17 protein-coding genes are annotated in these 16308 nt (G+C 37.5%); 7 read left to right on the top strand and 10 right to left on the bottom strand.

Annotation, left to right across the window (positions count from 1 at the left end; all coding sequences use genetic code 11):
* The 6 genes from H5090_RS00240 to H5090_RS00215 all read right to left on the bottom strand — a co-directional run bounded on the left by H5090_RS00240 (nucleotide 1) and on the right by H5090_RS00215 (nucleotide 5457).
* Complete coding sequence (locus H5090_RS00240; RefSeq protein WP_182694710.1) at nucleotides 1-2574, bottom strand: M1 family metallopeptidase; 2574 nt, start codon at nucleotides 2572-2574, stop codon at nucleotides 1-3.
* 148 nt (nucleotides 2575-2722) lie between these two features.
* Nucleotides 2723-3403 carry a hypothetical protein gene (locus tag H5090_RS00235; protein ID WP_138488564.1) on the bottom strand — a complete coding sequence of 227 codons (681 nt, stop codon included), beginning with the start codon at nucleotides 3401-3403 and terminating at the stop codon, nucleotides 2723-2725.
* Nucleotides 3404-3502: 99 nt separating this feature from the next.
* Entirely contained in the window at nucleotides 3503-3853 is a 351-nt protein-coding gene (locus H5090_RS00230) for a DUF2750 domain-containing protein (protein ID WP_002958007.1), read from the bottom strand.
* Nucleotides 3854-3870: 17 nt separating this feature from the next.
* Entirely contained in the window at nucleotides 3871-4449 is a 579-nt protein-coding gene (locus H5090_RS00225) for a glutathione S-transferase family protein (protein ID WP_024605976.1), read from the bottom strand.
* A gap of 64 nt (nucleotides 4450-4513) precedes the next feature.
* Entirely contained in the window at nucleotides 4514-4795 is a 282-nt protein-coding gene (locus H5090_RS00220; RefSeq protein ID WP_002958009.1) for a peptidylprolyl isomerase, read from the bottom strand.
* 86 nt (nucleotides 4796-4881) lie between these two features.
* Complete coding sequence (locus H5090_RS00215; protein WP_182694709.1) at nucleotides 4882-5457, bottom strand: glutathione peroxidase; 576 nt, start codon at nucleotides 5455-5457, stop codon at nucleotides 4882-4884.
* Nucleotides 5458-5538: 81 nt separating this feature from the next.
* Here H5090_RS00215 and H5090_RS00210 point away from each other — a divergent pair, with 81 nt between their 5' ends.
* The 3 genes from H5090_RS00210 to H5090_RS00200 all read left to right on the top strand — a co-directional run bounded on the left by H5090_RS00210 (nucleotide 5539) and on the right by H5090_RS00200 (nucleotide 9323).
* Nucleotides 5539-6027, top strand: a complete 489-nt coding sequence (locus tag H5090_RS00210) for a GNAT family N-acetyltransferase (protein WP_039485299.1) — start codon at nucleotides 5539-5541, stop codon at nucleotides 6025-6027.
* 119 nt (nucleotides 6028-6146) lie between these two features.
* A complete protein-coding gene (locus H5090_RS00205; protein WP_182694708.1) occupies nucleotides 6147-8141 on the top strand; it encodes an ATP-binding protein in 1995 nt (664 codons plus the stop codon).
* A gap of 54 nt (nucleotides 8142-8195) precedes the next feature.
* Nucleotides 8196-9323: a PleD family two-component system response regulator gene (locus H5090_RS00200; RefSeq protein ID WP_182693580.1), complete on the top strand. Its 1128-nt coding sequence runs from the start codon at nucleotides 8196-8198 to the stop codon at nucleotides 9321-9323.
* 34 nt (nucleotides 9324-9357) lie between these two features.
* On the opposite strand, the gene queG is transcribed toward H5090_RS00200, so the two are convergent.
* From queG to H5090_RS00180, 4 genes are all read right to left on the bottom strand, one after another.
* Nucleotides 9358-10491, bottom strand: a complete 1134-nt coding sequence (queG, locus tag H5090_RS00195; protein WP_182694707.1) for a tRNA epoxyqueuosine(34) reductase QueG — start codon at nucleotides 10489-10491, stop codon at nucleotides 9358-9360.
* 66 nt (nucleotides 10492-10557) lie between these two features.
* Nucleotides 10558-11778 (bottom strand): methyl-accepting chemotaxis protein, encoded by a 1221-nt coding sequence (locus H5090_RS00190; protein WP_182694706.1) that lies wholly within the window; start codon nucleotides 11776-11778, stop codon nucleotides 10558-10560.
* 45 nt (nucleotides 11779-11823) lie between these two features.
* On the bottom strand, nucleotides 11824-12528 hold the full coding sequence (locus tag H5090_RS00185) for a glycerophosphodiester phosphodiesterase family protein (RefSeq protein ID WP_182694705.1): 705 nt from the start codon (nucleotides 12526-12528) through the stop codon (nucleotides 11824-11826).
* Entirely contained in the window at nucleotides 12525-13391 is an 867-nt protein-coding gene (locus tag H5090_RS00180; RefSeq protein ID WP_024594632.1) for a DMT family transporter, read from the bottom strand. The genes H5090_RS00185 and H5090_RS00180 overlap by 4 nt, the downstream gene beginning before the upstream one ends.
* 159 nt (nucleotides 13392-13550) lie before the next feature.
* On the opposite strand from H5090_RS00180, the gene H5090_RS00175 reads away from it, so the two are divergent.
* The 4 genes from H5090_RS00175 (at nucleotide 13551) to H5090_RS00160 (ending at nucleotide 16292) form a co-directional block, all read left to right on the top strand.
* Entirely contained in the window at nucleotides 13551-13721 is a 171-nt protein-coding gene (locus H5090_RS00175) for a hypothetical protein (protein WP_167334955.1), read from the top strand.
* Nucleotides 13718-14818, top strand: a complete 1101-nt coding sequence (locus tag H5090_RS00170) for a sensor histidine kinase (RefSeq protein WP_182694704.1) — start codon at nucleotides 13718-13720, stop codon at nucleotides 14816-14818. Before H5090_RS00175 ends, H5090_RS00170 begins: the two co-directional genes overlap by 4 nt.
* Nucleotides 14818-15432: a DNA-binding response regulator gene (locus tag H5090_RS00165; protein ID WP_182694703.1), complete on the top strand. Its 615-nt coding sequence runs from the start codon at nucleotides 14818-14820 to the stop codon at nucleotides 15430-15432. Before H5090_RS00170 ends, H5090_RS00165 begins: the two co-directional genes overlap by 1 nt.
* Before the next feature lie 98 nt (nucleotides 15433-15530).
* Nucleotides 15531-16292, top strand: coding sequence for an enoyl-CoA hydratase/isomerase family protein (locus H5090_RS00160; RefSeq protein WP_182694702.1), 762 nt, complete (start codon nucleotides 15531-15533; stop codon nucleotides 16290-16292).
* The last annotated feature ends 16 nt before the right edge of the window (nucleotides 16293-16308 follow it).

Here is a 16308-nt window from a genome sequence, read left to right as displayed (position 1 = left end):
TTACTTACTTTTTAAAAAGCTATTAACCGATTCAAGTTCACGTGTTTTAAGCGCGATACAATCGTTTGTGCTTTCTTCAAGCTTACTTAATGTACGAGCGTAACCAGCTACATCAGCTACTTTTTCGTTAAAGAAGGTTTTTGTTGTCGCTAAACTTTCTGCATCACAGCTTGCAGTTGTAAAGTACGGCAAGTTAGGTATAAAGAACGGCGGTAAGCTTGCTGTTACTTTATCGTAGTTACTGTAAACCCAATCAATAAATAATGCTTGGCGCTCATCTGTGTAACTTTGACCTGACAAAATAGTACGCATGTCAGATGCCGTTACTTCATCCGTTAAGCTATAAGCTAATACCGCTTTTTGTAACTCAGGTTTACCAAAAAAGCCCATAGCTGCAAGCATGTTTGTGCGTACTTGCGGATCTTTAGTCGTTTTAAACGTTGTCATGAATTGATCAAGCAGCGCTTTGTCACCATGAAAAGCAGCAAGAGTTAAGTACGTACCCGCTAAGTATGGGTCTACCTTTTGTGGATCATTTAAATAAACCTGCGTTTGTTCTTTGGCTTTATTGATGACGTTTTGATCTTCACCATCAAAACCTAAGCGTGATACAACGGCTGCACGAAGTTGTGCAATAGCACCATCTTCACCCGCTTTTGCTTCTAAACCATATTTTTTAGCAGCAGGCGTTACTGCACCGCGAATAAATTCAGGCCATAGGTCTTTATTGCTATCGTCTTTAAAAGTGCGCTGTTGCGACACTAAGTAACCTAGTGCGGTATTTGCTACGCGAGGGTGGCTATCGCTTACGAACACTTCAAGTGTTTGCATTAACTTAGCAGCAGATATAACACCAGCATCAAGTAGCGCATCAGTAGCAGATAGTAACGCTAAGCGTTCACGGTCACTCAGTACGCTTGGCGCCTTGTTAACAAGTGCGCTAAATTGTGCATCATCCATTACCCAGCGGTAGTAGCCTAATGCACCTTGGTCGGGATAAATCCACTCTGGTTCAAAGTCTAAATCTAGTGTTTGGCTTTGTTTATTAAGTAATACGTTTGCTGTTTTCACTCTATCGCCAGCACCATATTTAATTGCCACCGGTACATTCCATAACTGCTCTGGCGCATCAACGCCTGCGTTTACAAAGCGGCTTTGTGAAATAGTTACTTTGCTACCTTGTTGAGTTACTTTAACTAGTGGGAAAGAAGATTGCTCAATAAACGATTTTAAAACACTCGCTACGTCTTTATTTGACGCTTTACCAAGTGCTTCCCATAAGTCGGCCGCTTCAGCATTTTTATATGAAAACTCTTTTAAGTAGCTTTGAATACCTTTTTGAAATGCATCTTCGCCAATCCAGTTTTCAACCATAGCAAGTACTGAGCTGCCTTTACTGTAAGCAAGACCTAAACCGTCCATAATGTCGGCTTCAGTTTTAATTGGCTTACGAATAGGCTTGGTGCTTAGGCGTGCATCAAGTGCCATTACGTTGTTTTGTGGCAGGTCTAAGTGCGATTCAAACTCAGGGTTAAGCTGTTTAGTAATTTTTGCAGCCATCCAGCTAGCAAATGCTTCGTTTAACCATAAGTCGTTCCACCATTTCATGGTTACTAAATTACCGTACCATTGGTGAGCAAGTTCATGAGCAATAATTGATACATTACGCTGTTTTTTACTGCGTGTTGCTGCAGCTAAATCAACTAATAAAATATCTTCTCGGTAGGTTACTAAGCCTGAGTTTTCCATTGCGCCAAATGGAAACTCTGGTACCGCTACTGAGTCTAATTTTTTGTAAACGTAAGGAATACCAAAATACGCTTCAAGTGCGCCCAGTACTTTTGGCATGTTTTCTTTTGCGTATTGGGCTAAGTGAATTTTACCTTGAGGGGTAATTACACGACCAGGAATTGGCATGCCTTTAATATCTAATTCTTCAAATGGGCCAACAGCCATCGCGACTAAGTATGAAGGAATTGGCGGCGTTTTATCAAAAAAGTGTGTGGTCATATCGCCATCAACCGTTGTTTTTAGTTCTGGCGTATTTGAATATACTTTTTGTGATGTAGGCGCGGTAATCGTTAACTGAAATGGAATTTTGTAACTTGGCTCATCAAAAACAGGAAATGCACGGCGTGCATCACTCATTTCAAATTGAGTAAATAAGTAAGGTGTGCCTTGGTCTAACGTTTTGTATAAACCAACACTTTGACGGTTATATGGCGCTGAAAAATCAACTTTAAGGGTGTATTTACCTGGTTGAATTTGCTCATCACAGCTAAATTTAACTTTACCTGTTTTAAGCATTTCGTTGTTTAAGTCACAGTTTTCGTCGCCAAGCAGTTGCGCCATTTTAACAGCGTAAGCTACGCCATTTAATTCAATGTATTTTGTTGGTTTTAGTACTTCTAGGGAAATCTCAGTCATCCCTGTGAATGTATCTTGGCTCGGATCGAGTGTTAACGATACCTGTTGTGAACTTGGTTTTGCGAGTTTTTCAATAACGAATTCGTTAGCGTTTGCAGCACCCATTGCCAAAGCAACGCTCACTGTTAAGAGGCTTTTAAGAAACATAGTGATCCCTAGATTGTTGTTGTTAGAAACTACCCTAAATAGGCTTTTTTATGCTCATATTATTAGGGGGTTAGATATCCTAACAGTTTTTTTTAATAGAGTAATTGATTATAACGATGACTTTAAGGGGAAATAGTAACAAAGTTTGTCAGTGGCTTTCGCGTGTTATAAAACGCTGCCAATGCAGGTGTGAGTTAATAATACGTATTTTTTGGATCACGTTATTTAATAAAAGCACGTCCTTAAATTCATTATGTGGGTATTCGTTAAATCCCATGAGATAATTAAAGGCGTCTTTAGAGTTGGCTTGCAGAGCATGTATACGCACTTGTTGCTCAAAGTTAAGACGAAGACTGCTTATGGCTGTTTTCATACCGAGTTGATCAACGTTTGGTATATCACACTTTTGTAAATAGCCGGCTCGCTCACCTTCACCTGAAAACCAAATACGGACTTTTTCACTGTATCTGCCAGTTTTAGCGGGTAAGTCGAACATTAATCGTTGTTGATTTTGTGATTTTATGAATGCTAAATATTCATTAAACCCGGCATCTATAAGTGCCTGATGCACTGGAACTAAGCGAGGTTTTATCTTACCGTGAGTATGAAAATTAAAACATAAGACATCTTTTTCAAGAGACAGATCATCAAGCGTTAGATAGCCAATTTCATCGCTATATGCACCACTGTAATATGCAATTAGAGGAAGCCAAAAATGCCAGTGTTTTGGTTGCTCACGTGCAACTTTAAAATCACCGTATATATATCCATTATAAAGAGTGTGCAGTTCCATGGCTGAAAAGGGCCGGCGACCAAGATGGGTTTTCAACGTAATACCTTGAAAATAATGATGTGTTTTATTTTATACCCAACTAGCAGTAGATGCTAGTCGGGTTTTATCCGCTCTTAAAATAAAGCGTATAAAGTATTACTCACTTAAAGCGCGAGCTAAACCAGTAGGTTCAATCTCTGTACATACTTGGTCATCATTCCAGTTAATGCCAACAAGTGCGTTATCTTCATTTAAATCTTCAACCCATGCATCTAAAAATTCATCAAGATTTATTTCTACAGGGCTGTAGTCTTTCCACTCTTCTTTACATTGCGCTTTAGCTGCTTCTTCACTTTCCCAAAGCAGTAGTACGTCAGTTTCGTCAAATTGGTTAGAATCGCACACTACAAAGCCATTATCTTCTGCACCAAGTGCCCAAATTACTTCGCTAACACGTACTTTTTCTACAAAGTTAACTAGTTGTGATTCAATTTCGATATCGCTCATGTGTTTACCTTTTTAAATTAGTGACGAGGATTAGTATCTATTGCTGCTTGACGCTTGCCATATTGCTTATGAAAAGCAACAAGCTCTGAATACTGACTAAAGTCAGTTAATTCACGAAAGCAAATCCAATCAAGCAGGCAGTATAAACTGATGTTGAGGTATTCACAGCTTTTAAATTCTTCATCGCTTAAATGGGTATTTAAAAAGCTTAATGTTTGTTCAATTCGTTCGTTTTGCAAATTAAAAAAGAGTTTATCGCTTTTGGTGTCAAATCCAGAGCGTTCACATAGCAACATTTCTACTAGCGAATCGTTACAGGCATTTATAGTCGTAAGTAAGTGCTCTTGCGGCCACGTTAGTTTTGGTTGACCTGTTTTTTCAAGTAAATAGCGCAATATAGAATTAGAGTCACTAAGTGTTAAGTCGCCATCTACCAGAATAGGAATCTTTCGAGCTGGATTTTTACTGGCCATAGTAGGGCGATCTTGCTCAGAAAATATATCAAGACTCACAAGCTCTAGTTTACAGTTGTTTTGTTGTGCCCAAATTCTAATTCGGCGCACGTAAGGTGAAGGTACAGAACCAATTAATTGCATAATTACTCCATAAAAAAGCCGCATAAGCGGCTTTTATAAAACGTTACTTACGATACAGTTAAATTTATTCTGAACGGCTAGTAACTTCAAGTAAATGATAACCAAATTGAGTTTGCACAGGGCCTTGTACTTGGTTAATTGGAGCTGAAAACACAACTTTATCAAACTCTGGAACCATCATACCAGGACCAAACTCACCAAGAGCACCGCCATCTTGACCTGATGGGCAGTTTGAATGCGCTTTGGCTAATTCAGCAAAGTCTTCGCCTTGCTCAATTTTTGTTTTTAAGTCTAAGCATTGTGCTTCACTGTCTACAAGTATATGTCGTGCGCTTGCTACTGTCATAAAATCTCCCGAGTATAGTGTGGTGTTTTTTTAACCGAATTAAAATATCATTCTAGTTAGTTTCAACTAATTGTACCAGTATAAACTTATTTATCAGAAAGCACAGTTTCAATTGCAGCAATCATTTGTTCTGAATCAGGTGCTGCTTTGCTGTTAAACCGTAAAACCGTCTCACGATCAGCAGACACTAAATACTTATAAAAGTTCCAATTTGGAGAGCTAGTTTGCTCATTCAAATATTTAAAAATTGGGTTCGCTTTACTACCACGCACTTCGCTTGTAGCAAACATAGGAAAGGTTACACCATAATTTACAAAGCATACTTTTGCAGTTTCTTTTTCACTATCCTCTTCTTGAAAAAAATCATCAGAAGGGAACCCTAATACGACTAAACCTTGTTCTTTGTATCGTTGATATAGCGCTTCAAGGCCTTTAAATTGGGGTGTAAAACCACAGTTGCTTGCCGTGTTTACTATTAATAAAGGCTTATTTTTAAATTGGCATAAATTAATAGATTCTTTTGAGCGAAGCTTTCGAACATCGACATTGGTAAAATCTTGACAGTCTTGGGTAGAGGTTTGGTTAATAGTTGATGATGTTTCAGCGTGGAGTGGGGCATTAATAAATAAAGCCATTAATCCTATTATAATTTTTTTTAGCATTACATTACCTAAACTTTTCAATTGTTTGATTGGATAATCATACGCTAATATGAAACAAATTGATCAACCTTTGAATGACCTATGACAACCCGTTTAGCAACTATTGATGATCTTAATGAAATTGTAGCCATTTATAACGAAACCATTGCAGGGCGAATGGTAACTGCAGATACCGAAGAAGTTACTGTTGACGAAAAGCGTGACTGGTTTAATAGCCATAACGATAAAAGGCCTATTTATGTTTACTGCGAAAATAACCAAGTACTTGCTTGGGTAAGTTATAAATCGTTTTATGGGCGTCCTGCTTACGATGGCACAGTAGAGATGAGCATTTACATTACCCGTAAAGCACAAGGTAAAGGGCTTGGTAAAAAGCTAATGATATTTGCTCAAACACAAGCTAAGCAATTAAATATTAAAGTATTGCTTGGTTTTATTTTTAGTCATAATTTACCCAGTGTTAAATTATTTAAGCATTTTGATTTTGAAATATGGGGCGAGTTACCAAGCGTTGCCATAATGGATAACAAGCCCTACAGCCTGACTATTTTTGGAAAGCATCTTAAATAAACTGTTTTTTGAAAGCTTGTAATATTTTTTTACAAAATAACGATAGGGCTTTATGCCAATTAAATAAAAATAGACTACGCTATTAGGATATTAAGTTTATTAATTTGAAGTGTGGCTTGATGATTCGAAAAATATTAATTATTGATAGTAGTAGTGTCATCGCGATGCGTGTGAAAGTGCTTTTAGAATTAATAGGGTGTGAGGTCGAATTAATTCATTTCAGCATGCTAGACATGTATACCAATATAGGCGATTACGACTTAGTTGTTGTTGCCCATGGTGTGCCTGTTGATTCTATAAAACCGCTTGTAAGCGAAGTAGCGCAAGAGCGCTTTATGCTGCTTGCGCCAAAAGCACAAAGCGGTGAACAACTAACTGCGTTTAGCGAGCTAAATCATATTGCGCCTGACGCAACCGTGGTCTACCCATTTTTTTCTAATAAAGAAATTACTTCTCTTTTAGAGAGCCTATTAGAATTAGGCTCTAACCATATTTTGCAATTACCTACTATTTTACTCGTCGACCATGTTCCTGAACGTCTCGAAAAAATGAAAAATAGCTTAATCGGTGCTCATATTGAGACTCATACTGCAACAACCTCCGCAGAAGCTTTAGAAATTAGTAAAGAAAAGCAAATAGATATACTGATAAGCGATTTTATTTTAGATGACGGAACAGGTTTAGGAATTTTTTCAAATTTAAAAGTAGCCCAACCCCATTGTCGTTGTTTGTTATTTACCTCCCGCCCTGATCAAGTTTCAATGATCGACGCAATTCGTCAAGGCGTAGAAGATGTACTTATTAAACCTTTAAACGATAGCTCATTATTACAATCAATACATAAATTATGGCAAACAGAGTTATTAAAACGTCATAACGCAGAGCTTGTAGAAAGGCTACAAGATACGGTTGATGCACTGATTGAAAAAGACAGCCTACTTCAGGTTATTTATAAACATACGCCCGATGCAATTATGTTATTTGAAAAGTGCGGTAGAGTGATAGAAGCTAATGATGCTTGCTTGAGACTATTTAACTTACCGTTTAATGAACTCGAAGGTAAATCAGTATTTGATTTTTTAGATGATGATTCAATTTTAGGTATTAAAGATAAGATTTCGACATTAAATAGTAATCGACAATTTAGCTGCGATTTACGTTTATCTAAAACAGCAGGAGGTTATATACCCTTAGTTGGCTCTTTTAATGAGATAGATCACCATGGCGAAATAGCACTTGCGGTCATATTTAAAAATGTAACCCATCTTAAGCAAAAAGAGGATTTATTACTTGAAGCAAAAGATGTTCTTGAAGAGCAAGTAAGAGCACGTACTTCACAACTCGAGCATGCTAAAAATGTGGCTGAGGCTGCAAACTTAAGTAAATCAGAATTTTTAGCAAACATGTCGCATGAACTTCGAACACCTATGCACTCTATTTTAAGCTTTTCTCGTTTTGGTTTAAGTAAATTAGAAGCTGGAGATTTTGCAAAAGAAAAACTCATTAAGTATTTATCGCGAATAGAGAGTAGTGGTGAGCGTTTACTGTCGTTACTAAATAATTTACTCGACCTATCTAAGCTAGATGTAGGTAAGTTTCCATTTAACCCTCGTCCCTATAATTTAGCGAATATTATTAAAACAAGTATTGATGATGTGTCTGGTACGGCAATGGAAAAAGAAATTGAGGTTATATTTACCGCACAGCCATTACCTGTAATTGCACAATGTGATGAAGAGCAAATAAACCAGTTACTTCGAAACGTACTAGGTAACGCACTTAAATTTAGCGAACCTAAAAGTAAAATACGGGTAAATTTAGAGTCAGATAATAAGCTTGCTACTATAGAGGTTACCGATAATGGGGTCGGTATACCAGAAGATGAGTTGGAGCATATTTTTACTAAGTTTGTGCAAAGCAGTAAAACAAATAGTGGTGCTGGTGGCACAGGGTTAGGCCTTGCATTGTGTAGAGAGTTTGTATCTTTACACCAAGGTGAAATCACTGCACGTAACAACGAAAATGGTGGTGCAACTATATCTATACAAGTGCCATTAGAAATAAACTTAGACGAGCATTTAGCTGAAGATCAGTTAATACAACACACTAATTAATTGTTTTTTGGCATACCAAGTAACTTTTTAAAGAATTTGAATGGATGATAAATTATGGCCTTAACTAAAATACTTGCCGTTGATGACGAACCCTTTAACCTTGAAATTATTGAGGAAATTTTAGAGGAGCTTGATTTTGAATTACAAGTAGCAACAAATGGTCCTGAGTGTTTAAACATGGTTGAAGGTTATATGCCTCAGGTTATATTACTCGACGTAAGTATGCCGCAAATGAACGGCTATGAAGTATGTAAAGCACTTAAAGCAAATCCAAATACCGCACACATTATTGTTATGTTTGTTTCTGCTCGCGGCACTGTTGAAGAACGCATGGAAGGCTATTCTGTTGGCGCAGAAGATTATATTGTAAAACCTTTTGGCCATGACGAACTTAAATCTAAGCTTAAAAATTTAAATCAAGTACTCGTTGAAAAGCAAAGTCTAGAAAAGCAAGTTGAAGATGCAACATCAACTGCATTTAATGCAATGGCCAATAGCAGTGAAATGGGGCAAATAGTTAACTACGTTGAAAACATAGGCTTTATTAACGATCCTCAAGAGCTAGGTAAAGCGCTTGTAGATTGTCTGCAGTCTTTTGATTTACAAAGCAATGTAGAATTTAGAGAAAATAATGAAATTAGCCACTTTGCGCTAAACGGCGTGTGTTCACCTATTGTGGTGGAGCTATTTGAAATGCTGAAAAACAAAGGGCGCTTACATGAGTTTTCGCACCGAATTTTAGTTAACTATGAATTGATTAGCTTACTCATTTTAAATATGCCCGATCATGACCCTGATAAGCATGGTCGTATACGCGACCACGTATGTTTTATTGTCAGTGTTACCGAGCAGCAGCTACGCGCCATTATGACCAAGAAAATGCTTGAATCACAACGAGCGAAACTTAATGCCGTAGCAAGTACTGTTCATAGTAAGTTTCATAGCTTAATTAGCTTGTTGAATGAAAACCGTCAAAACAACGAAAAAGTGTTTAAACAGTTACAAGAAGAGCTCGAAGAACGTATCCCATCAATGGGACTGGATGAAGATCAGGAGGTGTTTATTTATAAAAAAGTAGATGAAACTATCCAAAACTCAGTAGCAAGAGAAGAGTCTGTTAAACAAGTCAAAGCAGCCTTTACAGAGATAGAACAAGATCTATCGTTACTTTTGAAAAACTAGTTACTTCGCAATATAAAGGTTTACTTAAGCGGTGCTATGCGTCCCTTGGTAAGCCTTTTTCTACAATTCTAATTAACCTAGCTGTTTTACGAATTTGTAATCGTTGTTTATCGTTTTGCTGAGCAAGTGCCCATTCAATATGCTCTAAAACAAGTTCGCTGCATATTTGGCTTTTATCTTGTAGGGCATTAATAATAGCGGGGCTGAACTCTGCATTACCTAAACCAACTGCTAAATTACGTAACCAACGTTCGTGGCCAATGCGACGAATAGGGCTGCCTTCGGTATTTTTTAAAAATGTAGGCTCATCCCAAGCAAACAGCTCAAGTAAATCTTTATCTTTTAATTGAGTGCGAGGATGAAAGTCATTTTCGTCAGTTATTTGTCCATAACGATTCCAAGGGCATACTAACTGACAATCATCACAACCATAAACACGATTGCCTAATAAAGAACGGTACTGCTCTGGTATTGGCCCTTGGTGTTCTATGGTTAAATACGATATACATTTACGTGCATCAACAACGTAGGGCTCTACAATTGCACCTGTTGGGCAAAGAGTAATACAAGCAACGCATTTACCGCAACCTTCAAAGGTGTTTTCTGCATCAATTGGTAGAGGTAAATCAATAAATAGCTCGCCTAAAAAAAACCACGAGCCAGCTTCTTGGTTAATTAATAACGAATGCTTACCACGCCACCCTAAACCGGCTTTTTCGGCAAGTTGACGCTCAAGTACAGGGGCTGAATCTACAAAGGGTCTAAAGCCATACTCGCCAATTTCTTGCTCTATTTTTTGGCCGAGTTTTTTTAAACGATTACGCATTAATTTATGGTAATCACGACCTAATGCATAGCGGCTTATATATGCTTTTTCTTTATTTTTTAAGGTTTTTGCAAAGCCAGCATCGGGAGGCAGATAATTCATTTTTACAGATATAACACGTTGTGTACCAGGCACTAACTCAGCAGGGCGGGCGCGTTTCATACCGTGGGCAGCCATATAATCCATCGAGCCGTGGTAGCCTGCATCAAGCCAACGTTGCAATTGGGCTTCGTGCTTAGATAAGTCAATATCAGTAATGCCCACTTCGCTAAAGCCAAGCTCTTGCCCCCAGGTTTTTATTTGCAGGGCTAATTTTTCATAGTCTGGGGTAGGGTTGCTCACACGCTTTACACACTTAAATTAATAGCTGCGTAATTTACCATATTTCTCTGAGCCCGAAAACGCTTCTTAGTGCACAAAGCGTTTTAACTGTTGTTGGGTTTGCAAGCTTAGCTGTTGAGATTGCTCGCTATCGGCTAATGCCGTATCTATTTGCTGTTTAGCTTGCTCCCCTAAAGCTACGATTTGCTCTACCGATTGGTGAGTCGTACTTTGGGTGCCCTCAAGCAAATGTACAGCACTGGCTATTTGTTGCAGCTGCTGCTGGTTGTGCTCAAACTCACTAAGCATTTTAGTAAAGCCATCACAGGTTGCACTAATTGAGCTTTGTGCGTTATTAGAGTGAGTCATTAATTGCTCTGACTCTTTATTTGTCTCGTTTACCAAATCATTCATCTGATTTATAAAGTCGCTAATCTTCCTAGTTGCGCCACTTACCTTTATTGAAAGCGTGCGTACTTCGTCTGCAACTACGGCAAATCCTCTGCCAGCTTCACCCGCTCTAGCTGCTTCTATTGCGGCGTTGAGGGCTAACAAATTAGTTTGATCAGAAAACTCTTCAACCATTTTTAAAATACTACGAATGTTTTCACTGTTCTCTTTTAGTCCCGCAATTGTATTTGAAAAGCTACCTAGCATATTAGTAATAAGTTTCACCTGCTCTACTAAAGCAGCGAGTTCTGATGCAGATAGTTTTACAAAGTTAAGGTGTTCATTATTAACGTTATGTACGCTATCTGTATTATTTACTATGTCTTGTAAGCTTTGGGTTATTTGCATACTGGCATTAATAATACTGTGGCTTAACTGTATTTGTTGCTCACTTGATTGCTCAGTATTTTTCATTGATTCAGTGACTTGTGTATTGCTGTGTGCACTAGCTTGAGCACTGTTATATGTTGTGCTGAGTAACTCACTTAAATGGGCAGTAAATATATTGTATTGTGAACTTAAATCTTTAAATTCGTCATACGAAAAGTGGGGAAGTTTTGCTGCTAAATTTGCATCTTGTTGGTTTATTTCTATCAAAGTATCGCGCATAGCAGTAACAGGGCGAACAATTAAAAAACGCATATAAAAAAGAGTAAAAATAAAACCAGATATAATCACAAGCGTAAGCAGCCAAAATAGCCCTGTACTTTGCTGTTGTTCGCTTAAACTCTGATGCAGCCAAAATAACGTAATTGCTTGGAACAATAATACAAAACTTAAATTACCGACTATTTTACGGGTTAACGTAAAAAAGAATGTTTGCTCTATATAGTTATAAATTTTCATAAAACCACTCATTATGCTCAAGCCCTACGATTGTTATTTAAGTGAGGGGAATGTAAGTTAGCCTTTTTGTAACGACAACAAGTAAGCTTTGGTTCGCGCTGGGTAATTTGTAAAAATTCCGTCTATGCCATACTCAAGCATTAGCGCTATATCTTCTTCCCTATCGACTGTATAAGCATAAATCTTTAGGCCTCTTTTTCTTGCATCGTCTGCAAAAGCCTTATTTATAAAGGTTTTATCTGCATGTACGCTATAAGCGTTTAAATCACTAGCAAATTTTGCATAGTTAATTGGAATAGAAGAAGTAAGGGCGCCTATTTTAAGCCATGGTAGCTTGTTTTTAAGCCACTGTAGTTGATGATGATCAAACGATGATACTAAAATATTGGCTTTCGATATTTTTTTAGCTTCAATGTTTTGTTCTAATTGAGCCACAAACCTTTCTAGTGCAAACGTGTGTTTAAGCTCAATATTTAATAAAGATTTATTGTTATTCCAATCAAACAGCTGCTGAAGAGTAGGGATTTTTTCACCATTTCCAGCATCAAGCTTAGAGAGCTCATGAGCGGTAAAGTTACTCACCCTACCTGTACCGCTGGTGGTTCTATCAAGCCATGAGTCGTGTATTACCATGTAATCATCTAAGGAACTTTGAATATCTACTTCAATACCATCAACACCTACTTTTAACGCTTCTAAAATAGCGCTTTTAGTGTTTTCAGGAAAATCCCCACTGGCACCACGGTGTGCAAATACTTTCATTGTCGAGCCTTTTTAGTGATTGACCACGTTTCAAAACAAGCGGCACTAACTATGAGTGCTCCACCAACTAACGTCATAACAGTAGGACGTTCATGAATAATTACTATAGCCAGTATGGTGCCATAAAGTGGCTGCAAGCAAGATATTAACCCAGCGGTTGCCGCTGATAAATGCTTTAAACTTGCTGCAAATAACGAGTGCGGTGTAGCTGTAAATATAACACCCGCTACAGCAATTAAAATCAGGTCGTGATTACTAACCTCATACACTGGTACTTCTATAAATGCACACAACATAATGCTTGCCACTAAGGTTTGATAAAACATCGTTTGCGGCCCGCCATATTGGCTAAAGTAGCGCTTGTGAGTAATGTTTCTTATTGAAAAAAATAATGCCGATATCACACCTGTTATTACACCTAGGGTTACATCATCGCCTAAGTTTGCACTTGGTACTAATAAGTAAATGCCTAACACAACCACCGCTGCACTTATTATATCTTTTGCTTTTGGCCTGCTTTTATTAAATAGGGGTTCTAAAAACACCGTCATTACGGGATAGCTAAAAAATGCCAGCATTCCAATAGTTATACCGGCCATTTGCATACCAGCAAAATAGGTAACCCAGTGAATACCCACAGCAACACCTAAAAATAATGCAATAAGATAGTCTTTAGGTTTGTTGAGTTTAATTTGTTTTTTTTGAAAATAAAGCATGGCTAAAATAGCCATTCCTGCAATTGCAGTTCTGTAAACGGTAATATCTAAAGCATTTAACCCAATAAGTTTGGCAAATAGAGCGGTCCCGCCAAAAAGTAATACCGCTATGTGTAAATAAATTAAACTTTGTTGCTGAGGCTGCATTTAGTTTCCTTGTTGTACTTTTTGAATATATTAACATTGCTTAAAAATTCTTAAGATGAATTTTTTATCGCATGACAAAAGTCATTAAAGTTGATGACACTTCACACTCTTATTATTTTTGTACGCGGGCATAGTTACCTTACTCAACAGGAGATAATTATGAATTCTTTAATTTTAATCAGCTTAACTATTAATGAAGTGCTAGAGGCGTTAAGTTTTACGGTTACGTACGCAGATTGCTTTATGCTGGTATGCATTTTTATGTTATTTATATTTATTAATAAAAATAGTGCTATAAGTAAAAATAATATGCCTGAGGTATTAGTATGAGCTCGTTAAGCAGCTTTTCTCAACAAAGCGATAAAGGTTTTTGGAAATATGGACATTTAATTTTTACCGGCTTTTATTTACTCCCGCTAATAATTAATTTTGCGAGCTTTACAGTTAACCAAATTGTTATGTCTTTAGCCTTCTATATTGCCTTTATTCTTTTGTATATAAAAGCAATAAACTGTAAAAGTGCAGGGGTGACTAAGTTATTTGTAGCCATGCTCTTAATTTGTTTTTGCGCTACTTTTTACACCACAGGTACGCCTACTTTATTTGGTTTCGTAGCCTACATAGCAGGCTACTCTTACAGCTCCCGTCAAAGAATTTATGCTGCGATCGCAATTATATTCACGGTTTTATTAAGCACATATATTGGAGATATAGGTAAGGTTCAATACTTTTTAGGCGTTGCTTTGATTCTATGCGCCACATTATTTAGTTACGGTATTGCAGCAAAAAGAGAAAGCTTATACAAAAAGCGCGAACAAGAAAGCGCTAACCAACTAGAGCAATTAGCAGCTATTGCAGAGCGAGAACGAATAGCTCGCGACTTACATGATATTTTAGGCCATTCACTTTCATCTATTGCTTTAAAAGCTGAGCTTGCTAATAAATTAAACCAAGGAGAGCGCTACGCTCAAGCAAATAGCGAAATTGCTCAAGTGGCCGATTTGGCAAGGCAGTTACTTAGCGATGTAAGAAGCGCCGTAAGTGATTTAAAACAGCTTAATCTTGTCAGCCAAGTAGCACAGTTAAAGCAAAGGTTAATAGAGCAAGGATTTAACGTTTCATTTAATGTGGTTTTAAATGCTCTGCCCGCTAAAGTAGAGGGTATAGCAGGCCTTATAATTAAAGAGGCAGTTACTAACTTATTACGCCATAGCAACACAAAAAATTGCGAAATAAATATAGAACAAACAGCGCAGCAGTTACTTATAACCGTAATTGACCATGGTTCGTGCAGTACATTGAATTCGGGCAATGGCCTAAATGGTATTAAAGAGCGAGCAGAGCAACTAAATGGCAGTGCAGCATTTACCTGTGGCGATAATTTTACTTTAAAAGTAGTGCTGCCAATTACAGCTAAGGATTTATAATGATCAGAGTATATTTAGTGGAAGATCAGGCGCTTGTACGCGACGCAGTAGCAGCATTGTTAGGGCTTGATTTTAATATTGAGATTATTGGGCAAGCAAGTAACGGGCAAGATGCACTTAAAGCAATTGAGGCGCTTGATAGTGATTTGCATCCCGATATAATTTTAACCGATATAGAAATGCCAACCATGAATGGTATAGAGCTTAGCGAAAAAATAGCCGCTAAATTTCCTGCTATAAAAATGGTTATTATGACTACATTTTCTCGTGCGGGTTATATTAGGCGAGCGCTTACGACTGGTGTTAAAGGTTTTATTTTAAAAGAAGCACCAAGTGAAGAGTTAATAAATGCGCTTAAAAAAGTAATGCAGGGACAAAAGGTAATTGACCCAGAGCTTGCTATTAATGCATTAGACGATGCAGATCCACTTACCGATAAAGAACGCAAAGCCCTTAAGCTTGCAAGCGATGGCCTTAAAACAAGCGACATAGCCAAGCAGCTATTTATTAGCGAAGGGACTACGCGTAACTACCTATCGGATGCCATTGCAAAATTAAATGCCACTAACCGCATAGATGCTGCGCGTATAGCTAAACAAAAAGGGTGGCTTTAATTAGCGGGTTTATAAATTATAAGCAAAGTATTACTATGTTATGTAAAAGTAACGAACAGCGCTTAAAATTAGCTTAAAAAGCGCTAAAAGAGGTTTTAATGGCAAATTTAATAGAACTAACAACTAAAAATAATATCGCTATACTCACCATGAATACCGCTGAAAACCGCCACAACCCAGCGTTTTTGGCTGAGTTTAATTTACACCTAGACCACATTGAAGCAGAACAAAATATTAAGTCAGTTATTTTAACGTCTTCAAGTGATAAAAATTGGTCATTGGGTATCGACCTTCAATGGATGTCTAATCCAAGTATTTTACCTGCAGCAATTTCTGACTTTATGATTCAAATAAGTGACTTATTTAAACGCATAGTTACTTTTCCTATGCCTATTATTGCTGCGTTAAACGGGCATACCTATGGTAATGGTTCTGTACTTGCGTGTGCGTGCGACTTTAGATTTATGAAATCAGACAAAGGCTTTTTTTGTTTTCCTGAAGTGGATGTAATGGTGCCATTTGTTCCGTCGATGTTTCCTATAATTAATAAAGCAATTTCGCAAACCTTCTTTAATCGTCTAGCTATGTCAGGAGAGCGGGTTGGTGCACAGCAGTTGCTAGAGAACAAAGTAGTTGAAGCTGTGTTTGCAAATAACGACGAACTACAAGCGGGTGTACTTGAGTTTGCCCAGCAGTTTAATAAAAACCGTTGGATTTACGCTCAAAATAAAACACAAATGAATAAGCAGATTTTACTTACGATGAAAGAAGAAGACCCAAGCTTTATTGATAATATAAGTAAACTGCTGTGGAAAAACCTACAAAAAAATAGTATAGATTTTAGCATTGCTACGAGATGACTAAACACTTTGCAGT

The sequence above is a fragment of the Pseudoalteromonas sp. SR43-5 genome (assembly GCF_014163835.1).
In the GTDB taxonomy this organism is placed as follows: Bacteria; Pseudomonadota; Gammaproteobacteria; order Enterobacterales; family Alteromonadaceae; genus Pseudoalteromonas; species Pseudoalteromonas distincta.
This window is presented reverse-complemented; position numbering and strand designations above follow the sequence as displayed.